We start from the raw sequence: 22,004 nt of genomic DNA, 5'->3' as shown, positions 1-22,004 counted from the left end.
CCACCTTTGCGGGATCGGCCATTGGATATCAAAGGCTGTGCAGAGATATTTTTGGATCGCTTTAATAAACGTTATCCCAAACAGCAAAAAAATATGTCCGAGGGTTATTTAGATGCGTTGATGCAATATGATTGGCCCGGCAATGTGCGGGAGCTGCAAAACAGCATAGAAAGAACATTTTATGCCTGCAATGAAGATACCTTGACAACGGAGGACTTTTGCTATGTTATTGGCAATGCAAGATTACAGCCAAGAATTGTTCCCCAAACAGATACTATGTATAACGAAGTTTTAAAAGCTTTGCAAGGTGCAAAAGGAAATATTGATGATGCAGCAAAAAGTCTGCAGGTAAGTCGGGCGACGTTCTACCGTATATGCAAAAAGTGCGGCATACAGCCAAAAAAAATTAAAGTCATAGATTGAGATTTCTCATTGTATCATGAGAAATTATCGAGACCGTGAGATATTTGAGAGAAATAATTTCTCAAAAATCTTACGGTTTTTTTGCGTTTTAGACAAAACACACAAAAAATCTTATTTAAATCTCAAGAAGTCCCATTGTATTTGTGAAAGTACACAAAATTGTAAATAACGCTACATGTGGCACAAACCTTGCTTTATATATGTTACAGAAACAAGTTAGGGGGAGGTGAAGTATGAAGCGTTATATCATTGAATTTGGAATGGGCACGGATTTTCATGGGCAGGATGCAGGAAAAGCGGCAGTAAAGGCGGTGAAGGATGCAGTTTCACGCAGTTGTCTGTGTGGCTTAACAGAGGTTTTGGGTCTGGAGGATTTAAATCAGTCGGTACAAATTCAAGTGACAGTGGCAGTTTCAAGGCCGGAAGAAGTTAATCCTGAGGAGATTGCAAACTGTTTACCCATTGGTCAAGTGGAAGTAAAGGCGGTAAAAGGAGGCTTGCAAGTACCAGGGCTTTTTATACCAAAGTTTGGAGATAAAGACGACAGTATAGAGGTTGCCATTGCGGCAGTAGAGGTTGGGATTTTGGAACCATAAGGCGTTCTTGAACAATATTTCAAAGGAGGTTTATGAAATGAAAGTATCAAAGGAAGTCATGAAAGACATGTATCTGCGGATGTTGCGTATCCGTGAGTTTGAAAGCAAGGCACAATCCCTGTTTGCAGATGGGCGAATTCCTGGTTTTGTTCACCTATACTTAGGGGAAGAAGCAGTTGCCACGGGTGTATGCGCTTGCTTAAGCGATGAGGATTACATCACCAGTACTCATAGAGGTCACGGTCACATTGTGGCAAAGGGTGGTGACTTGAAATTTATGATGGCTGAGCTCTATGGCAAGGCAACAGGCTATGGCAAAGGAAAAGGCGGTTCCATGCACATTGCAGATCGTGATAAGGGTATTCTTGGCGCAAACGGCATTGTAGGCGCAGGCCATAATATCGCAGTTGGTGCTGGTTTATCTGCCCAATTGCGTGAAACAGACCAGGTTTGTGTTTGCTTCTTTGGCGATGCTTCCACAAATCAAGGGACCTTTCATGAATCAATGAACTTGGCGGCAGTTTGGAATTTGCCTGTTATCTTCGTATGTGAAAACAATAATTACGGCATTTCTATGAGTCAGGCCCGTCATCAGAAAATTAAAGACGTTGCCGATCGTGGTGCGGCATACGGCATTCCTGGTGTTGTTGTAGATGGCAATGATGTACTTGCAGTTTATGAAGCGGCGACGGAAGCGGTAGCCAGAGCCAGAAAAGGCCAAGGCCCTACTTTGGTTGAGTGCAAAACATACCGTTGGAGAGGGCACTTTGAAGGAGATCCCGGTAACTATAAACCTAAGGAAGAGCAGGAAGCATGGCTGAAAAAAGACCCTATTCCAAGGTTTGAAGCTTTCTTGAAGGAAAATAATGTTTTGAGCGAAAAAGAACTTGCAGCTTGTGTTGAACAAGTAATGGGAGAAATAAAAGATGCCATTCAATTTGCAGAAGAGAGTCCTGAGCCTGATTTAGCATCCGTAGTACAGGATATCTATTCCGATATTGTAGAGGAGGTACGGGTAAGATGAAAAAGATGAGTTATGCAGAGGCAATCCGAGAAGGCATGAGCATCCGGATGAGAGAAAACCCCAATGTAGTGTTGTTTGGTGAAGATGTTGGCGAGTTTGGCGGTTGTTTCGGCGTTTCCGCAGGAATGTTTCAAGAATTCGGCGAAAAACGCGTGCGTGACACACCCATCTCCGAAGGCGTAATTATTGGTACAGCAGTTGGTGCGGCGGCTACAGGCATTCGCCCCATTGCAGAATTAATGTTTTGTGATTTCTTGACCGTGGGCATGGATCAGTTAGTGAATCAAGCGGCAAAAATGCGTTATATGTTTGGTGGAAAAATCTCTATGCCTATGGTGGTTCGTCTGCCAAATGGTGCAGGGGTAAGTGCGGCTGCACAGCATTCTCAGTCCTTAGAGGCATGGTTAACCCATGTGCCTGGGTTGAAGGTAGTTTATCCATCTACTCCTCAGGATGCATTGGGGATGATGTTATCGGCAATTGATGATGATAATCCCGTTATGTTTTTGGAGCACAAGGCAATGTATGCCATGAAGGGTGAAGTGGAAAGTTTTGAGCCAATTTCCCTTGGCAAGGGTGACATCAAGCATGCAGGAAGTGATGTTACAGTCATTGCTACAGGTAAAATGGTACATGAAGCTCTGGCAGCAGCAAAGCAGTTGGAGGCAGATGGCGTTTCAGTTGAGGTTTTGGATCCTCGTTCTTTATATCCTTTAGATAAAGAACTGATTTTCCAATCTTTAAAGAAAACACATAAAGTTGTAATTGCTACAGAAGAAAACAAACGTGGCGGTTATGGTGGCGAAATTTCCGCAATCATTGCAGAAGATATGTTTGATTTGTTGGATGCCCCTGTGGTTCGCATCGGCGCATTGGATACGCCTGTACCCTTTGCTCCTGTTTTAGAGCAAGCGTGCATTCCCAATGCAGTTGATATTGTAGGTGCCATTCGTACATTGGTATAAAAAATATAGGGAAGGAGGGCGTTTATGTCCAGCATTGGCATTATTGCAAATCCCGCTTCGGGCAAAGATATTCGCAGGCTGGTTTCCTATGCCACAACCATTGATAATCAGGAAAAGGTGAATATTGTGAAGCGAATCGTATTGGCTGCGCAATCCCTTGGCATTGACCAAATTTGGATTATGCCGGATACGTTTCAAATAGGCTATACCGTTATTTCCGACTTATTCAAGGAGGAGAAACTCCATATTGATTGTCAGGTGATGGATATTCCTCTAACGGCTTCCGCAGAAGATACTACCACGGCGGCAATGGAGATGGAAAAACTGGGAGTAGGCTGTGTCATCGTTCTGGGGGGGGATGGTACCAGTCGTGCCGTTGCAAAGGGGCTGAAGGATACGCCCCTCCTTCCTCTTTCCACGGGAACAAATAACGTTTACCCTACTATGGTAGAAGGGACAGTAGCAGGCATGGCGGCGGCAGTCGTTGCTGTCATACCCAATCCTATGGAATGTTGTATACAAGATAAGCGGATTGAAGTTTTTAAAAACGGCGTTTTTTCAGATATTGCCTTAATTGATGCGGTGATTACCGACGACCTCTGGATAGGAGCAAAGGCTATTTGGGATGCTGAGAAATTGAAACAAATTTTTGTGACCCGCTGCCATCCTGCAAGTATCGGATTCTCCTCGGCGGCGGGGTGTATTGAGATTGTAAAGGACAGCGACCCTTATGGTTTAACCCTAACCCTTGATGAAACAGGACAAAAAATCATTGCACCTATCGCAGCAGGGATTTTAGCTCCTCTAAGCTATTCTAAGGCAGAACGGATGCCCTTAGGCATGCCAATGGAATTGGTGATGGAGTGGGATTGTATGGTGGCGTTAGACGGTGAACGGGAATTGCGTGGAAAAAAAGGAGACTGTCTGGCGTTCACCATTACACAAAATGGTCCTTGGCGAGTAGAAATTAAGAAAACCCTTGAAAAAGCCGTAGAAATGGATCTGTACAAAAGATTCTAACAAAATGATATGATTTGGAGGTGAAGTTATGGCACAGGAAGTTTTATTACCCAAATTGGGACTGACCATGACAGAAGGAACCATCGATGAATGGAAATTCAAAGAGGGTGAGTTTGTAAAAAAGGGAGACATTTTATATAGTGTTTCTACAGATAAATTAACCAATGATGTGGAAGCAGACACAGAAGGCGTACTTTTGAAGATTTTAGTTCCTGCTGGGGAAACTGCGGCGTGTAAAGCAGTGGTAGCCTATCTTGGTGAGGCAGGAGAGACCATTTCAGAGGCTTCTACTCAGACAAAAACAGAAGAGAAACCCCAAGAACAAATGGGGAAAACAACGACAGAATCATCTGCCACACCGATTCGAGAGGGGATTTTGGCTTCTCCTGCGGCGAAAAAATTAGCAAAAGAAAAGAATATTGAACTTGGTTTAATAATGGGAACAGGCCCCAATGGCCGTATTACCTTGCAGGATGTGGAAGATTATATCGCCAATCCACAACCCGTAAATAGTGAAGAAAAAACGAAAACCAGTCCCATGGCGGCGAAACTAGCAGAGGAATTGGGTGTAGATATTGAAACAATTACCACTGACGGCAGAGTGATGAAAAAAGACGTTTTGGCAGCGGCAAATGTGGAAACGTCAACAGTTCCAACGGTCGGCAGTAATGACCAGCAACCGGTGAAAGTTAATGCTTTGCGTCGGAGCATTGCGGCAAATATGGCGCTATCTTGGCAAACCTCTCCCCGGGTGACTTATACCCACCCTGTAGATACAACGGCAATGAAAGAAATGCGGGATAAATTAAAAGTTGCCTGCAAAGATGACAACGTGAAGCTGACATTTAACCATATTATTATGAAGATGACTGCAAAGGTTTTAATGGAATTCCCAGATGTAAACGCAAGCTTTGCAGATAATATGCTTACAAGACATACCCATGCCAATGTGGGCTTGGCGGTGGCAAAGGGTGATGGTTTGATTGTACCCAATGTGAAGGGGGTAGACACAAAATCCTTAATTGAAGTTGCAAAGGAAACAGAAGCTTTGATAGAAGCTACTCGCAGTGGAAATATCGCTATGGAGGATATGACAGGGGGCACCTTTACCATTTCTAATTTAGGCCCTTATGGCATAACCAATTTTTCACCAATCATCAATCAGCCTGAGCTGGCAATTTTGGGTGTTTGCGATATGGTGGAAACACCTGTGGTACGAAACGGACAAATTGAAATCCGCCCCATGATGAACCTTTGTTTAACGGCAGATCATCGGGTGGTAGACGGGGTTATGGCGGCGAAATTCTTAAAACGTCTTTGCGACCTTTTGGAAAACCCATATCTTTTGTTTACATAAGAAGCAAAAAACGGATGGGGGTAATGACCTTTGTCCGTTTTTTCCATATAGACGGTGTAGAGGTTTGGGAAAATCATATCAGAAAAGAAAGGACTTGAGCATATGGCGATTGAAATATTAATGCCCAAACTGGGGCTGACTATGACAGAAGGTACTATTGAGGAATGGAAGAAAAAAGAAGGAGACACGGTTAAGTCAGGAGATGTGCTTTTTTCTGTAGCTACCGATAAACTAAGCAGTGATGTGGAATGCGATAAAGAAGGTGTATTGCTGAAAATTGTTTGCCCTGCTGGCGAAACAGCACCTTGCAAAAGCGTTGTTGCATACATTGGTCAGGCGGGGGAAAGCATTGGAGAAAAGGCTGCAAGGGAAAAGGAAGAAACACCATTGAAAAAAGAATCTTCACCTTCTCAACCTTCTCAGAAATCTGATAAAAAATCCATCATTATTGTGGGTGGCGGCCCAGGGGGTTATGTAGCGGCAATCAGAGCGGCACAATTAGGCGCAGACGTAACCGTAGTTGAAAAAGAATACTTGGGAGGCACTTGTTTAAATATTGGTTGTATTCCTACAAAAAGCTTGCTCCATAGTGCAGAGCTGTATGAACAAATGAAGCATCAAGGCAAAGAATTGGGCATAAACGCAACAGGACTGAGTGTGGACTTTTCTCAGGTCATGGCCCATAAGGATGCAATATCAAAACAATTAACCTCAGGGGTAGCGGGCCTATTTAAGCTTAACAAAATTAAAAAGATTGATGGAGAAGCCAGCTTTGTTGCACCAAAAACGCTGTTGGTTAAAAAAGCTGACGGGAAAGAGGAACAAATAAAGGGAGATGCCATCATTTTGGCCACTGGTTCCATTAATTTTGCCCCTCCCATACCCGGTTTAAAGGAAAACCCCAATTGTATTGATTCCACAGGTGCTCTTAGTCTGGAGGCATTACCAAAATCCATGGTAGTCATTGGCGGTGGCGTTATTGGTTTGGAATTGGCTTGTGCTTATGCAGCTTTTGGTACAAAAATCACGGTAATCGAAGCCGTTGCCCATATGCTGCCAATGATGGATCGGGAGATCACAGAGGTAAGTGTTAGCCATATGAAAAAAATGGGGATTGAGTTCCATTTGGAATGCCCAGTACAGGCTATAGAAGCCTCCTCTGTTGGTGCAAAGGTAATTTGCAAGAATAAGGATGGCAATACGGTTGCTTTCGAAGGAGAGAAAGTTTTAGTGGCAATTGGACGACGTGCTAATACAGCTAACTTGAAATTAGAAGTGGGTGGCGTTCAACATGATAATGGACGCATCCTCGTGAATACAAAAATGGAAACCAATGTACCCGGAGTATATGCCATTGGAGATTGCGTAAAGGGCTATGCCCAGCTTGCCCATACAGCATCTGCTATGGGAGAAGTAGCGGCAGAAAATATATGTGGACACACTTCTTATTATGAGGAAGGCACAAGCCCTACTTGTGTATATATGATGCCTGAAGCCGCAGGTGCAGGTCTCACAGAGGAAGCCTGCAAAGAAAAGGGGATTGAATATAAGGTTGGAAAATTCCCTATGTCAGCCAATGGCAAGGCGCTCATTTTAAATGGTGGGGAAGGTTTAGTAAAAATTATCACCGATGTGAAGCATGAAGAAATATTGGGTATGCATATTGTTGGCCCAAGGGCAACGGATTTAATCGCAGAGGGTGCTTTGGCAATTCGTTTAGAGGCAACGGCGGAAGAGTTGATTTCCACCATTCATTCTCACCCTACAGTGACAGAAACCATGAGAGAAGCGGCTTTAAACGTAGAAAAACGGGCCATTCACATGAAAAACTAATGGGATTTAAACACTTTTATTTGAAGTTTTATTTTGATGACAACAAAGGGGCAATTTTTAATGTTCTCAATCTATGATGGAATGCTATCTGGATCAAAGGCAGGTGGAAACTCCATGCATTCATTAGAGTTAGGAAACTGTCAGCAAAATGTAAAAAATGAGTATATCTAAAGAGCGAAGCTGAAGCCACGCATTTTACTGCGTGGCTTATTTATACCTAAAACTTCTCGGAAAATTTAAGAAGCAATAGTCTGTTTAGCTCATTTTGAGAGGGGTTTTGTCAAAGAATAGGAAGCACTGGTACATCATGGATTATTTTTTGTTTACCTTCTATGAAATATATTATATAATGTTGTGATAGAATTTCTTTGATAACGTTGATAAGGAGGATTTCAATGCAAAAAGATTCCTCAAAGAATAGAAAAAAAAAGCAGCCCCAAAGGGGTGGACAAAGACCAAATAGGCAGACACCCCACCCTAAAAAAGTATATCCTTCCAAAGAAAATGTCTATAGGATGGATTCTTCCAAAGGACAAGAGAGCTATGGTAGAGTGAGAACGAAAGTTTCACCTAAAAGAGAAGTACCAAAAACCAGAAAAAGAACACGACGTCTTCGGGTCAGCCGAGTTTTACCTATGTTTGTGTTCGGGGTAATTGCTATCTATCTTTTTGGACAAATGCTGACCATGTCTACCAAAAGATCAGAGATAAATATGGAGACGGTTGGTTATGGCGGGCTTGATACTCCTGCACGTTATACAGGCTTGATTGTGCGAGATGAATATGTGGTTCAAAGCAATCGGGCGGGACAGCCTTTTTATCAGTTTACCGAGGGTGAGTATATTTCAAGAAATGCCGTGGTTTGTACGGTAAAGGATACAAACTCTACAGAAGAAATAGAAAGTAAATTAGAAAAGCTGGATAAAAATATTCTAAAAAATCAGAAAAGTCGTTCGGATTTATCGGCTTTTTCAGAAGATATTTCCAGAATTGAAGATAACATACAGCGTGTGATCGTTTCCTATGCAGGAAAATCTATGAAATCCGACGCAAGCTATCTTTATAACATGAAAGATCAAGTACAATCCTTTATGACACAACGAAATGAAATTTGGTTGACAGAAAATGTTGACAGTCTATCTCAATTGACGGAGGAAAAATCTCAGTATGAGCAGCAATTGGCTCAGAATATGAGTGCGTTGCGGGCGGAGATAAGTGGCGTTTTAGCCCTAAGCTACGATGGATTGGAGGAATCCCTTACTTCAAAGACCTTGGAAGGGATTACGAAAAAACAGATTGGTGATAGCAAAACCAAATATATTTCAAAGGCGAAAGCTGTTTCTAAAGGGGATCCTTTGTTTAAAATTGTGACAAGCAATCAGTGGTATATGGTTGCTTTTCTACCCAATTCGGCAACTGTAAATTGGGCGAAGGGGGACGGAAAAACACTGAATTTACTTTTGGATGATGAGGTAGTTCCCATTAATGCCAAAATTGAGTCCACAGAAGTAGGAGAAAAAGAAACAAAGGTGGTTTTTTCAACTTATGAGCAGATGGATCGTTTCATCAACAGAAGGGTTTTGGAGTTTTATTTGGCTGGGGCAGTTGTGGAAGGGCTCAAGGTGCCTAATGATGCCATAGTTGAAAAATCTCTTATCAGTATACCAAGGGAATGTATGCAGGAAAGCATGGGGAATACAGGGGTGCTTCTTGTAAACGGCAGCAATGCTAAATTTATAGGCATTTCCGTTATTTCTTATGATGATACAAACGTTTATATCGATCAAAACGGTGAGCTCAAATTGGGTGATGTTATTTTGCAAGGAACAGGTGAGAAAGCCACACATTATACGGTTTCAGCCTTATCACCGCGAACCGGTGTTTATGTTGCAAACAGTTCCATGGCAAAATTTGTGACCATAGATATTTTAGATCAAAATCAAGAATACGCAATCATTCGCTCGGGGACAACCTATGGTTTGCAGGCTTATGATTTGATCGTATCCGATGCAAAAAATATTAAAGAGGGACAAAACCTTTATTAATAAGAAAGGAAAGACGAAAATGAGTTATATTGCAGAAAATATCAAAGAGGTAGAATCAAAGATAGCAGCCGCTGCCCAACGAAGCGGCAGAAAGAGGGAAGATATTCTTCTCTTGGCAGTGAGCAAAACGCAGTCTGTTGAAACCATTCAGCAAGCTGTGGCATGCGGCTTGACCTCACTTGGTGAAAATAAAGTTCAAGAGATTATGGATAAGTACGAACCCATGGGTGGTGGGGTCCATTGGCATTTAATTGGACATTTGCAGACAAATAAGGTAAAATACATCATTGATAAAGTAGACATGATTCATTCTGTGGAAAGTTTGAAGCTTGCAGAGGAAATTGAAAAGCGCGCAGCGGCCAAAGGCATTGTGATGGACATTTTGGTGGAAGTAAATATGGCTGATGAGGAAAGTAAGTTTGGCATTACTCCCGATAATACATTAGAGTTCGTCAAAATCCTTGCAAAGATGGAGCATTTGCGCGTAAGAGGCCTGATGACAGTGGCACCTTTTGTAGAAAATCAGGAAGATAACAGGGAATATTTCCATAAGATGAGACAATTACAGGTTGACATCAATGCAAAAAAAATTGATAATATAAAAATGGACGTGCTTTCCATGGGAATGACTGGCGACTATGAAGTTGCCATTGAAGAAGGTGCAACCATTGTTCGGGTGGGCACTGGTATTTTTGGTGCAAGAGATTACTCCAAATAAAGAAAAATAAAGAATGTAGCGATTAGGAGGAAGCAGACAAGTGGCTAGATTATTAGATAAAATGAAGGATTTAATGTTTGGTGAATATGATGACGATGAGTATTATGAAGATGAGGAATATGATGTTCCTGTAAGGGAAGCGGTTTCCAGTAGTTATGGTTTGCGTGAAGTTCCCAGAGAAATGGATTATTCTGCTCAGGCAGCTCGTAAACCTATGCCAAAGGGAAGTCCTCAGGTTTATAGCATTAACACAAATGTGCAGATGCAGGTTGTAATCATTAAGCCCAGCTGTTATGAGGATGCCCAGGAAATTTGCGATCAGGTTAAAACAAAAAGACCTGTTGTTGTAAACCTTGAAAAGGTTGAGTATCCCATTGCCCAGCGTATTATGGACTTTTTGAGTGGTACTTGCTATTCCTTGGAAGGTTCCATTCAAAGAGTTGCCAATAATATATTCATAATTGCTCCTGCAAATGTGGATATCTCGGGGGATTTTAAAGAAGAGCTGAAGACAAAGGGCGTAATTCTTCCGTGGGTGAATAGTGCTAGATAAGGTGGTATAAAATTTTGGAAAACTTACAATTTTTACTAATGAAAGCTGTTGACATGTTTTTTTATGTAATGGAGCTTTTAATATTTGGGCGCATCATTCTTTCTTGGCTGCCCATGGGGTTTCACAATCCAATTGGAGTGTTTCTGTATAACATGACAGAACCAATTTTGGGGCCCTGCCGCAAAATGCTGGATAAATCCCCCCTTGGTGGTGGAATGATGCTGGATTTTTCCCCTATCATTGCTTTGATATTAATGATGCTTGTGAAGCAGTTGATTTTAAGCTTGATAACCATGCTGTAAGAAACGGGTGATACTGTGAATAAGCAGCAGATGATGAAAGGCATTCAGGATCAAGAGGAGCGTCTACTTTTTGCCAATGCGTTAGATCAGGTGTTTTTTTCTTTAAAGCGCCACGAGGTACAGTTTACGGATTTTATGGATAGGGCAAAATGTGAGCGGTTTTTAGAGCGCATGAAAAGCCTTGGAAATATTGAGATACTTACCTTTGGCGGTGTGGAAGATGCGGAGCGAATGATGCTTGGCTTTGCACCCAGTGAAGGATTTCTTTCCTACGAAAGTTTTCCGATTCTAGCTTTAAAAATTGCACCAAAAAGCAAAAAGTTTGGACAAAAGGATTTAAGTCATCGTGACTATCTCGGGTCTATTCTTGGACTTGGGATTGAGCGAGGGAAAATCGGAGATATTTTGGTCTCCGAGGATGGCGGAGTATGTTTTGCTGAAACGGAAATGGCTGAATATATACAGTCCAATTTGGACAAGGTTTCAAAAACAGCGGTAACGGTATCGAAGATGGATAAAGCTGAGGTTTTGGCACCAAAGCGTACGGAAACCCGCCGTGTAACGGTGGCGTCCATGCGGTTGGATGTCATATTAGCCGATGCTTTGCGTCTCTCAAGGGGAAAGGCTCAGACCTTAATTACAGGAGAAAAAGTAAACGTAAATTGGTCTGCTGTCACAAATACATCTTACATATTAAAAACAGGAGATATGGTTTCTGCCCGAGGATTTGGCCGCTTCCGCGTAGGGGAAGTTGGCGGAAGAACGAAAAAAGACAGAATCGGTCTGGAATTAGAAGTGTACGTTTAGATGAGGAGGATTTTGCGTGATTACACCGAATGACATTGCTACCAAGGATTTTAAAAAAGTTGCCGTTGGGTATTCTCCGGAAGAGGTTGACACCTTTTTGGATGACCTTTACGAGGATTATGAAAGGCTTTATGCCGAAACAAAAAATGAGAAGGTTCAGGTAGAAGAAACATCTTCCCAAACGGAGCAAATTACCAATTTACAAAAAACCTTGGAACGCACCTTAACCCTAGCAGAAGCCGCAGCAGAGGAAACAAAGGCAGCAGCAAAGGCAGAGAGTGAGGCAATTATACAAAACGCAAAGCTTCAAGCAGAGGAAATTTTACAAAGCGCAAGAACAAAAACCTACGAATTAGAACAGGAAATGGCTGCTTTGCAAAATCGTTATGAATTAATGCGTACCAGAGTGAAACTTTTATTATATGCAGAAATTGAATTGCTGGATAAGAACGAAATCCTTGCGGAAAAGGATGAAGTGAGAAAGGCAAGTGAATAATAAGCCAAAAAGCGGTGGACAACGTATGATTGCCGGAAGCCGCTTTTTCTGCGGTTTGAGGAAAGTTTCTCAAATCCCCAGGGCGACTGAAATAAGCTGTGACTAAGCATTTTTGCTGCCACGGCTATTTTGCATTTTACACAGTTCACTTTTTTATATGATTGAGAAGGTTTTATTTTGATTCCAACGGAAAGTTTTCAGGAAACTTTCTTAAATAGCAGTTATGGGAATGGGAACTATATATAAAAATAACGAATAAGAGGATGACAGAATTATGTGGTTGATACCTGCATTTGCAGCGGTAATTTTAATTGGATTGGATCAGGCAACAAAATATTTGGCGCTAACAAACCTTAAGCCTATTGGCTCCATGGTTTTTATAAAAGGTTTTTTGGATTTTACTTTTGTGGAAAATAGGGGGGTTGCCTTTGGTATGTTTTCGGGGCAACGTTGGTTTATATTGCTTTTAACAGTGGTGATTACAGTGGCTTTATTGTATTATTACAATAAATTGCCGAAAACTAAAGAATATCAGATGGTACGTATGGTGATGATTCTTATTTTTTCCGGAGCAATGGGAAATATGATTGATAGAGTTTATCGTGGCTATGTAGTGGATTTTTTTGAGTTTTCTTTTTTTAGGTTCCCCGTATTTAATGTGGCAGATATTTATGTTGTTGTCGGTGTATGTATATTGGCCTTTTTGATTTTGTTTGTCATAAAAGAGCCGGAAGAAAAAAAGAAGGATGAATAATATGGATTATTTTACATTTGGAGCGGAGCGAGAGGACATTGGCAGTCGCATAGATGTTTTTATTACAGAAAACATTGATGACCTTTCTCGAAGCGGTGTGCAAAGGCTGATTGAAGAAGGTTATGTCAAGTTAAATGGTGCCGCAGTAAAGGCGAACTATAAGCTGCGGGGAAAAGATATTATTGATGTAGAGGTTCCTGAGGCAAAGACAGTAGAAATTTTGCCTGAGAACATCCCATTGGATATTTTGTATGAAGATAAGGATGTTATCATTGTAAATAAACCTCAGGGAATGGTGGTTCATCCTGCACCGGGGCACACTACGGGTACCCTTGTGAATGCTCTTATGTATCACTGCGGGGATGAGCTTTCGGGAATCAATGGTGAGAAGCGTCCGGGAATTGTTCATCGCATTGATAAGGACACCTCTGGAGTTTTGATGATTGCAAAAAATGATATGGCCCACCAGTCGTTGGCTGAGCAATTGGCGGATCATAGTATTACAAGAAAATACAATGCCATTGTTTTTAATGGATTCCAAGAAGATGAAGGTACCGTGGATCAGCCCATTGGTCGAAATCCCTTAGACCGAAAAAAGATGGCGGTGACGCAAAAGCACAGCCGCAGAGCAGTTACCCACTATCGGGTATTGGAACGCATGGGGAATTTTACGCTTATCGAGGCTCAGCTGGAAACAGGCAGAACCCATCAAATTCGCGTTCATTTGACCTTTATCGGTCATCCCCTTTTAGGAGATACGGTATATGGACCAAAAAAACAACCATTCCATTTGGAGGGACAGGCACTACATGCCCGTGTTTTGGGCTTTATCCATCCATCAACAGGGCAGTATATGGAATTTGAAGCACCTTTGCCTGAAAACTATGAAAAACTGCTTATGCGCTTAAAAGGTTAAAAATTAGGAGGGTCAGGAAATGCCGCTGATAAAAAAGGATTTTTTTGGTCTGAAGGACCTGTCTGCGGATGATATTCGCTATATACTTGGTACAGCAGAAACTATGAAATATATTTTAAGTCAAAAAAATAAAACCTCTCCCCATTTAAGAGGAAAATCTGTGATTATTTTGTTCTATGAGGCTAGTGCAAGGGCCAAGCTTTCCTATGAATTGGCAGCAAGGCATTTAAGTGCCAGTGTGGTAGATATGACCAGCTCTATCCAAAATAAAGAGTTTGACAGCCTTGTGGATATGGGGCAATTGGTTGACCAAATGGGTGCGGATTTTATTATTCTGCGTCATCCAATAGCAGGGGCGCCCCAGCTTTTAGCAACAACAGTGGATGCTTCTGTAATCAATGCAGGGGATGGGTTTAACGAAAACCCCGGTCAATCCTTGTTGGACTTGATGACGATAAAAGAGCAAAAAGGTGGTTTTGAAGGCCTTAGGGTTGCTATGATTGGGGATTTAATCCATAGTCGTGTATCCAAAAGTAATATTTGGGCGTTGACAAAGTTGGGGGCTGAAGTTCGTGTTTCGGGGCCACCTACTCTAATTTCTCCTGAGATTGAAAAGTTTGGAGTAGATGTTTATTATGATGCCCGGGAAGCCATGAATAACGCCGATGTTATTTTAACAACGCGGATGCATAAGGACAGCCAAAATACCATGGTATTGCCTTCTTTGGATGAATATAAGAGATTTTTCCGTATTGATGAGGCTTTGCTTCGTTATGCGAAAAAAGATGCCATCGTAATGCATCCCGGGCCCATTCGTAGGGGAATTGAAATTTCTGCGGGTGTTATTAATGGCCCTCAATGTATTATCAATGATCAAATTGCAAACAGTGTTGCCGTTCGAATGGCAATTTATTATATCCTAACACAGATGGGAGGTGCCTTTCGATGAAAACCCTGCTGAAAAACTGTCATGTGGTATCTCCTGAATTTCAAGAAAAAGAATTGTACGATATCTATGTGGTAAATGGCATTATTGAGGAAATTGGAAAAAACATAGACAAAGACAATGTAAAAATGATGGATTTAGGTGGAAATACCGTTTTGCCTGGTTTGATTGATATGCACTGCAACATTTGCGACCCTGGGTTTGAGTACTTAGAGAATATAGAAACGGCTTCTCGTAGTGCCGCTAGGGGCGGGTTTACCACTATAACTTGTGAACCAAATACAAATCCTGTGATTGACAACAAAACGGTTGTGGAATATATTGTTTCGAAATCCAAGAGCCAAGCATTGGTAAATATACATCCTTACGGAAGCATGTCTATCGGCTGTAAAGGACGGGAGATGGCAGAAATCGGCGAGATGTATAACGCCGGCATTGTAGGGGTTTCCGATGGGGATGAATTTACCGATGAGGCCTCCTTTTTGCGAAATGTTATGCTGTATGTGAAAATGTTTGATATGCCTGTAATTACCCACTGTGAAGATAGAGGTTTATCAGGAAATGGTGTAATGAACCAAGGTTTTACTGCCTCTTATCTTGGTTTAGCGGGAATGCCCCGAGAGGCTGAGGAGGTTGTGGTGGCAAGAAACATTATTTTAGCAGAAAACACAGGAGCAAGACTGCATATTGCCCAGGTAAGCACAAAGGGCTCCGTTCAGCTTATTCGAGAGGCAAAGAAAAGAGGGGCTAAGGTAACAGGCGAAACTTGCCCCCACTATTTTCTTTTGACAGAGGAAGCGGTGGATAACTATAATACCTTTGCAAAAGTAAACCCTCCGTTGAGAACCAATGAGGATGTGGAGGCAATCCAAAGAGGTCTAGCCGATGGCACCATAGATGTCATTGCCTCAGGTCACAGTCCTTCCAATGAGGGGGATAAGAATAAGGTTTTTACCAGTGCGGTTTATGGCATTTCCTCTTTGGAAACGGCATTTTCTTTAAGCTATACAGGTCTAGTGAAAACTGGGCTGATTTCTCTTGCTGATTTGGTTCAGATGATGAGCACAAAGCCGGCGGAGATATTAAAGCTGGAAAATAAGGGACGCATTGCAAAAGGCATGGATGCAGATTTTATTGTGGTGGATTTGCGCCAAGGCTACCGTATCGACCCCAAGCATTTTGCCTCCAAAGCGAAATTTTCACCCTTTGCAGATTGGGAAGTGCAAGGCAGAGTGATTTATACCATGGTAGGCGGAAGACTAATCATGTAATCCAAGTAAACGAGGTGCAGCGATGTATTTAAAAAGATTGGATCTGCAGGGCTTTAAGTCCTTTCCCGAAAAAGTGAAGCTAGAATTTATCCAAGGTGTAACGGCTGTGGTCGGCCCCAACGGCAGTGGAAAAAGCAATGTTTCCGATGCGGTACGTTGGGTTTTGGGGGAACAAAGAGCAAAAAGCCTTCGTGGAGACAAAATGGAGGATGTTATTTTTGCGGGAACAGAAAACAGAAAACCCCTTGGTTTTGCTGAGGTTTCCATAACTATTGATAATCAAGACCAAAAGCTGCCCTTGGCATATACGGAAGTACAGGTTACCAGAAGAGTGTTCCGTTCAGGGGAGAGTGAATACCGAATTAACGGTACAGCTTGCCGTTTGAAGGATATTCAGGAGCTTTTTATGGATACCGGTGTAGGGCGAGAAGGCTATTCCATTGTAGGTCAAGGTAGAATAGATGAAATATTAAGTGCAAAAGGCGATGAGCGGCGGCGCATTTTTGAAGAGGCGGCAGGAATTGTAAAATACAAAACCCGACGGAACGAGGCCGCAAGCAAGCTGGAGCGAGAGCAGCAAAACCTCCTTCGTGTGGACGATATTATCGGAGAGCTTGAAGTCCAATTGGAACCTTTAGAGGAGCAGAGCGAAAAGGCAAAATGCTATCTGATTTTTAAGGAAGAATTGAGAGAAGCAGAGATTGTGGCGTTTTGTAGAGATTTAACTCAAATGGAGCAAAGCCTTTCTAAGATATTGGAAGATAAGGCTCTGGCGGAAGAGCAATTAAAACAGCATCAGACCCAAGAGGAAAAAGATAAAGCTACAATTCTAAAACTCAAAATAAAATTAGAAGAATTGGATATATTTTTGCAACAGCAAAATCAAGAAATAGCAGAACTTCGGGCGGAAAAAGAACGTAAAGAAGGTGAAATCCGTCTGACTGAGGAGCAGAAGCAAAATGATGCATCCAATCTGGCCAGAATACAGAGGGAAATCTTACAAAAGCAAGAGCAAAAAGACGAAAACCAAAATCAGCTGGAGCTTTGTAACAGCCGAATTACAGCCCTTGGCATTGAAATGGAACTTCAGCAGGGTCAGCTTTCTAAATTAGAACAGGAATATGCGTCGCTAAATTCCAGTTTGCATCAGGATGAAAACCAAGCCGAAAATTTTAAGGATGAAATATTTCAACAAATTAAGGCAGGGACAGAGGCTAAGGGTGAAATTGCAAAACGCGAAGCCTTGCAGGAGCAGTTTTCAAACCGTATGGAACGGTTGCAAGGGGAAAAAAATCAATTAGAAAGCCGGATTCACCAGCTTGAAGTACATATACAAGCTTTGGATAAGCAAGAAACGGAGATAAAAGAGCATGCATCTTTTATGGAAAAAGGACTTCTTGTATTGGAAAAAGATAAGCTAAAAGCCCAAAAAGAGAAGGAAGATGCACAAGGATATCTTACTGCGGAAGGAAAAGTGCTTTCCGATATCCAATCCAGATTGTCGGTTTTGAAGGAAATGGAAAAAGAAAATGAAGGGTTTTTCCATAGTGTTAAGAGCCTTTTGAACTTAACGGATAAAGAAAAAAGAGGAATTTGCGGTGCTGTAGGGCAATTGCTTAAAGTTGATGAACGCTATGAGGTGGCCATTGAAGGGGCTTTGGGCGGGGCAATGCAAAATGTTGTAACCAAAACCGAAGAAGATGCAAGAGAAGCAATTAACTATTTAAAGCATCATAACTTGGGGCGAGCAACCTTTTTGCCTATCTCTGCTATCAAGGGGCGTACCTTCGAAGGCAGACCCCCTATTTTAGATGAGAAAGGGGTAATTGGCGTTGCCCATGAATTGATTGCCTTTGATGGAATATATCGCCAAATTGCAGAGAATTTATTGGGTAGAACCATTATTGTGGATAATTTGGAGCAAGCTGTAATACTGGCGAAAAAATACAAGCATCAGTATAAAATGGTCACTTTGGATGGCGATATCTTAAATCCCGGTGGTGCAATGACAGGTGGTTCAAAACAGAAAAAGGCGGCTCATATTTTCAGCCGCGGAAGAGAGATTCGTACTTTACAGGAAAAAATGGAAAGTACGGGCAAGTTGGTTGGACAGCTTCAGGAGAAACTCTCCCTTTTCCAAGAAGATATGGCGGAGATTGAAGAGCAGATTTTGGAAAAAAGAATGGAACTGCAAAAAATGACCGTAACCTTGAATAGCAGTCATGGGGATCGTGAAAAAACATCCAGTGATATCAGGGAGAATCAAGAACGTTTAAAACTAGTTCTTTTGGAGGAAAGTCAGCTTCAGGAGCAACTTCTACGAACGGAAAAGGATATTCAAAACGGTAAAGAGGCACTGGCGCTCTCTGAGAGTAAGGTAGAGCAAGTAAGTGCGGCGCTGATGCAATTTCAGGATAACTTAACCGATGACAAAGGTAAAAGAGACACCGTAATGACTGAAATCACCTCTTTAAAAATAGGACTCTCCAAGAATGGGCAAAATATTTCTAATATAGAAGAATCGGTTCTGCGCTTGCAGAAAGAAATTCAAACACTGTTGCATCAAATAAAACAGGATGAGGAAAAAATTATTGCTCTTGGAGAAAATGCTGAGAAAAAAGATGAAGCAAAAGCAGTGTTGCAAGAGGAGTCTGTTGCGTTGGACAAGCAGATGATTGACTTGCAAGAGGCTCTGGCAAAAACCACTGAGGAAAAGAATAAAATTTCTCAGGAAGCAGAAATTATGGAGCAAAGAGGAATAGACCTAAGGGAAGCATCAAGACAGATGGAGAATGAATTATTCCGCCTTGGCGCAAAAGGCGAACGGCTGGAAGAAGAAAAAATGCGCATTACCACGCAAATGTGGGAAGAATATGAAATGACATACCGTATGGCACTGGAATATACGGCAAATAAGCAGAAGGACTTGAAAAGTCGCCCTGTGAAAGAAATCAGAGGAGACATCCGCTCCTTGGGGGATGTCAATGTGGGTGCCATAGAGCAATATAAAGAGGTGAAGGAAAGATATGCCTTTTTAACACAACAAAGAGCAGATATTTTGGAGGCAGAAGAAAAACTTCGAGGTATTATCGAAGAGCTTTCCCTTTTAATGGAGAAACAGTTTAGAGAACAATTTCAGTTGATTTCTGAAAGCTTTAGCCGTGTTTTTCAAGAGATGTTTGGTGGTGGTAAGGCATACTTAAGGTTGCTGGATACAGAGAGAGTGCTTGAATCCCCCATTGAAATTATTGCTCAGCCCCCGGGCAAAAATTTGCAGAATATGCAGCTGTTGTCTGGTGGGGAAAGAGCATTGACTGCCATTGCAATTTTATTTTCTATTTTGCATCTAAAGCCGTCGCCTTTCTGTATACTGGACGAGATTGAGGCTGCCTTGGATGATGCTAATGTGAGCAGATTCGCCCAGTATTTAAAGAAATTTGCAAAGGATACTCAGTTTATTGTCATTACCCATAGAAAGGGTACCATGGAGTATGCAGATGTGATGTATGGTGTAACGATGCAAGAAAAGGGCATTTCAAAAATGATTTCCGTAGATTTTTCTGAGCAACAAAAGGATGCCATGTAGGGAATCCTTGCAAAAGAAGTTTGGGAATGAAATTTGGTTACAATAAAATTTTCTAGACGTAAGGTTTTAGAGGTGAAAACAAATGGGATTATTTGATTTTTTAAAGAAAAAAACAAAGGATGAGCCTTTGGTAGAAGCACAAAAAGAAGGCGTATTTGAGTTAGATGGAATCGAGGTTGAAACACCTCAATCAGAAGAAGCAGAAATTATTTTAGAAATGGATGAAGACTTGGAAGAAACAGCAGCTGTCAATCGAGCTGTTGGTAAAGCCATGGGGTCTGAAGAAGTTCAAATTTTCAGAGGGAATGAAGACTCTTTATATGTAGAAGCTGAGACCGAAATGGATGCCTCTGAGGAAGAAGAAGTTGAAATTACCACTGAGGACGGAGAAACCTTTGTTCCTGAGAATGAAGAAGATGGGGCTGCCTTTATCGAAGCACTTTCTGATTTGGCTGCTGACATGTTGGAAAAGCCCAATGGTGAAGAGGAACTTCTGGTCACAACGGCTGAAGGGGAATGTTTTTCTGACGAAAATCCAGAGGAAGCTGAGGCATTTATAGAGGAATTAACTAACTTCGTAGAGGAGACTTTGCAAGAAGAGCATACTGCTACGGAGGCTCCTGAAGAAGAGATTGCAATACCAACTGAGCTAGAGCAGGAAGAAAAAAAGATGGGCTTTTTTGCAAAGCTAAAGGCTGGGTTAGATAAGACCAGAAAGAGTATTTTGGGCGGTGTAGATGCAGTTTTGGGCGGATTTACTAAAATTGATGAAGAGCTGTTTGAAGAGCTGGAGGAAGCCCTCATAATGGCGGATATGGGTGTGCAGACTACAATGAATATTGTAGAAAACTTGCGCAAACGAGTAAAGCGTGAACATACAACAGATCCATCTTTAATCAAAGGAATGCTGGCTGATGAAATTACTGCAATTTTATCTGAAGGGGTACAGCAGGAAGAAAGCTTGCCGAATCCATCGGTAATACTTGTGATAGGCGTGAATGGCGTTGGTAAAACCACTACCATTGGTAAATTAGCAAGCCGCTATAAGGCAGAGGGGCGCTCTGTCTTGCTTGCGGCGGCAGATACTTTTCGTGCGGCGGCCATTGACCAGCTTGAGGTCTGGGGACAACGGGCAGGGATAGAGGTCATTAAGCAGGCGGAAAATTCCGATCCGGCGGCAGTGGTTTATGATGCTGTTCATGCGGCAAGGAATCAAAAGCGTGACCTTCTGATTTGCGATACCGCAGGTCGTTTGCATAACAAAAAGAACCTAATGGAAGAACTTCGTAAAATTGGAAAGGTAATAGAACGGGAGCATTCTGATGCCCATAAAGAAGTATATTTGGTTTTGGACGCAACCACAGGGCAAAATGCATTACAGCAAGCAAAATTGTTTCAAGAGGTTGCGGACATTACGGGAATTATACTAACAAAGCTGGATGGTACGGCAAAGGGCGGCATTGTGGTAGCAATTAAAAGTGAGCTGCAAATTCCTGTGCGCTATATCGGTGTAGGTGAAGGCATAAATGATTTACAGAAATTTGACGCTAAGGAGTTTGCCAAGGCTTTATTTGGGGAATAAGGAGGCAATGAACCATGGAAAATGAGAAAAATACCTCGGAACTGCGTTATCAGGAACCCGAGAACACAGGGAAAAAAAGACCGGTGCATACAACACCTTATGACAAGGAAATCGCAAAACACATGAAATCTTTGTTCCCAGATAGGAAAGAGCGTGTGTTTTATGAACAAACTTCGGATCTCTTGCAGATAGATATTCATTTGCTTGAGGCCCCTACAAAAAAAGACTTTCATGTTTTGTATACCGTGGGAATGAGTGCGTTGGCAATGAAACTGCCGGAAGACTTATTGCCTCAATACAAGGCGTTGGAGAGGGCTGAATTGATGTTGCTTTTACCGTCAGAATGGAATCTTTCTCTTCCGGAGGATGGCAAAGTGGATAACCGTTTATGGTGGCCTGTGAATCTGATGAAATATATTTCACGCTTTCCTCATGAATACCAAACTTGGCTTGGATGGGGACACACAATTCCCAATTCGGAAGAATATCTTCCTTATGATGAAAGCACCGCACTTTGCGGCGTGATGCTTGGTGCATTGCAAGAAGAAATTAGTGTAATGCAAGGCAAAGATGGCACACAAATTAATTTCTATACTTTAATTCCTCTATTTAAAGAGGAAATTGAAGGGAAGCAAAAAGAGGGTACCGAAGCCTTGATAACCAAGTTATCTTCATTAAATGGTTTTGGAATGATTATCTTTCCTGACAGACCTTGTGTATACTAAATTAATTAGAAAATGAACCTTTCGGTGGAAATAAAGTGATAAAACATTGAGAGAATTAAAATGGCAGGCAGCGAGTACTCGCTGC

General features: G+C 41.9%; 19 protein-coding genes and 1 pseudogene. All 20 read left to right on the top strand.

Going from position 1 to position 22,004, the window contains the following annotated elements; genetic code table 11:
• A pseudogene (locus RTK36_RS01905) lies at positions 1 to 423 on the top strand (hypothetical protein); the annotation flags it as partial.
• 233 nt (positions 424 to 656) lie between these two features.
• Complete coding sequence (locus tag RTK36_RS01900) at positions 657 to 1,019, top strand: Lin0512 family protein (protein ID WP_312043747.1); 363 nt, start codon at positions 657 to 659, stop codon at positions 1,017 to 1,019.
• A 37-nt stretch (positions 1,020 to 1,056) separates the two neighbouring features.
• A complete protein-coding gene (locus RTK36_RS01895) occupies positions 1,057 to 2,043 on the top strand; it encodes a thiamine pyrophosphate-dependent dehydrogenase E1 component subunit alpha (RefSeq protein ID WP_312043745.1) in 987 nt (328 codons plus the stop codon).
• Positions 2,040 to 3,008 (top strand): alpha-ketoacid dehydrogenase subunit beta, encoded by a 969-nt coding sequence (locus tag RTK36_RS01890; RefSeq protein WP_312043743.1) that lies wholly within the window; start codon positions 2,040 to 2,042, stop codon positions 3,006 to 3,008. The genes RTK36_RS01895 and RTK36_RS01890 overlap by 4 nt, the downstream gene beginning before the upstream one ends.
• 24 nt (positions 3,009 to 3,032) lie before the next feature.
• Positions 3,033 to 4,028, top strand: a complete 996-nt coding sequence (locus tag RTK36_RS01885; RefSeq protein WP_312043741.1) for an ATP-NAD kinase family protein — start codon at positions 3,033 to 3,035, stop codon at positions 4,026 to 4,028.
• 28 nt (positions 4,029 to 4,056) lie between these two features.
• A complete protein-coding gene (locus RTK36_RS01880; protein WP_312043738.1) occupies positions 4,057 to 5,385 on the top strand; it encodes a 2-oxo acid dehydrogenase subunit E2 in 1,329 nt (442 codons plus the stop codon).
• Between the two features lie 102 nt (positions 5,386 to 5,487).
• On the top strand, positions 5,488 to 7,218 hold the full coding sequence (lpdA, locus tag RTK36_RS01875) for a dihydrolipoyl dehydrogenase (RefSeq protein WP_312043736.1): 1,731 nt from the start codon (positions 5,488 to 5,490) through the stop codon (positions 7,216 to 7,218).
• 395 nt (positions 7,219 to 7,613) lie between these two features.
• Entirely contained in the window at positions 7,614 to 9,263 is a 1,650-nt protein-coding gene (locus RTK36_RS01870) for an HlyD family efflux transporter periplasmic adaptor subunit (protein WP_312043734.1), read from the top strand.
• A gap of 19 nt (positions 9,264 to 9,282) precedes the next feature.
• A complete protein-coding gene (locus RTK36_RS01865; RefSeq protein ID WP_312043732.1) occupies positions 9,283 to 9,981 on the top strand; it encodes a YggS family pyridoxal phosphate-dependent enzyme in 699 nt (232 codons plus the stop codon).
• Positions 9,982 to 10,021: 40 nt separating this feature from the next.
• On the top strand, positions 10,022 to 10,534 hold the full coding sequence (locus RTK36_RS01860) for a cell division protein SepF (RefSeq protein WP_312043730.1): 513 nt from the start codon (positions 10,022 to 10,024) through the stop codon (positions 10,532 to 10,534).
• A gap of 14 nt (positions 10,535 to 10,548) precedes the next feature.
• The gene (locus tag RTK36_RS01855; protein ID WP_312043728.1) at positions 10,549 to 10,836 is read left to right on the top strand and encodes a YggT family protein; all 288 of its coding nucleotides are present in this window, start codon (positions 10,549 to 10,551) and stop codon (positions 10,834 to 10,836) included.
• Positions 10,837 to 10,851: 15 nt separating this feature from the next.
• On the top strand, positions 10,852 to 11,643 hold the full coding sequence (locus tag RTK36_RS01850) for a YlmH family RNA-binding protein (protein WP_312043726.1): 792 nt from the start codon (positions 10,852 to 10,854) through the stop codon (positions 11,641 to 11,643).
• Between the two features lie 16 nt (positions 11,644 to 11,659).
• Positions 11,660 to 12,139 carry a DivIVA domain-containing protein gene (locus RTK36_RS01845; protein ID WP_312043724.1) on the top strand — a complete coding sequence of 160 codons (480 nt, stop codon included), beginning with the start codon at positions 11,660 to 11,662 and terminating at the stop codon, positions 12,137 to 12,139.
• A 274-nt stretch (positions 12,140 to 12,413) separates the two neighbouring features.
• Entirely contained in the window at positions 12,414 to 12,893 is a 480-nt protein-coding gene (lspA, locus tag RTK36_RS01840; protein WP_312043721.1) for a signal peptidase II, read from the top strand.
• 1 nt (position 12,894) lies between these two features.
• The gene (locus RTK36_RS01835) at positions 12,895 to 13,809 is read left to right on the top strand and encodes an RluA family pseudouridine synthase (RefSeq protein WP_312043719.1); all 915 of its coding nucleotides are present in this window, start codon (positions 12,895 to 12,897) and stop codon (positions 13,807 to 13,809) included.
• Between the two features lie 19 nt (positions 13,810 to 13,828).
• On the top strand, positions 13,829 to 14,758 hold the full coding sequence (locus tag RTK36_RS01830; RefSeq protein ID WP_312043717.1) for an aspartate carbamoyltransferase catalytic subunit: 930 nt from the start codon (positions 13,829 to 13,831) through the stop codon (positions 14,756 to 14,758).
• Positions 14,755 to 16,026 (top strand): dihydroorotase, encoded by a 1,272-nt coding sequence (locus RTK36_RS01825; protein ID WP_312043715.1) that lies wholly within the window; start codon positions 14,755 to 14,757, stop codon positions 16,024 to 16,026. Before RTK36_RS01830 ends, RTK36_RS01825 begins: the two co-directional genes overlap by 4 nt.
• Positions 16,027 to 16,048: 22 nt before the next feature.
• Positions 16,049 to 19,612 carry a chromosome segregation protein SMC gene (gene smc / locus RTK36_RS01820; RefSeq protein WP_312043713.1) on the top strand — a complete coding sequence of 1,188 codons (3,564 nt, stop codon included), beginning with the start codon at positions 16,049 to 16,051 and terminating at the stop codon, positions 19,610 to 19,612.
• A gap of 670 nt (positions 19,613 to 20,282) precedes the next feature.
• Entirely contained in the window at positions 20,283 to 21,194 is a 912-nt protein-coding gene (ftsY, locus tag RTK36_RS16530; protein ID WP_334308114.1) for a signal recognition particle-docking protein FtsY, read from the top strand.
• Positions 21,195 to 21,208: 14 nt separating this feature from the next.
• Positions 21,209 to 21,919 carry a suppressor of fused domain protein gene (locus RTK36_RS01810; protein ID WP_312043709.1) on the top strand — a complete coding sequence of 237 codons (711 nt, stop codon included), beginning with the start codon at positions 21,209 to 21,211 and terminating at the stop codon, positions 21,917 to 21,919.
• Positions 21,920 to 22,004 lie beyond the last annotated feature (85 nt).

It is taken from the genome of Anaerotignum sp. (assembly GCF_031981185.1).
GTDB lineage: Bacteria > Bacillota > Clostridia > Lachnospirales > Anaerotignaceae > Chakrabartyella.
Note: the sequence above shows the minus strand (reverse complement) of the source record. Positions and strands in the feature narration are given on the sequence as shown.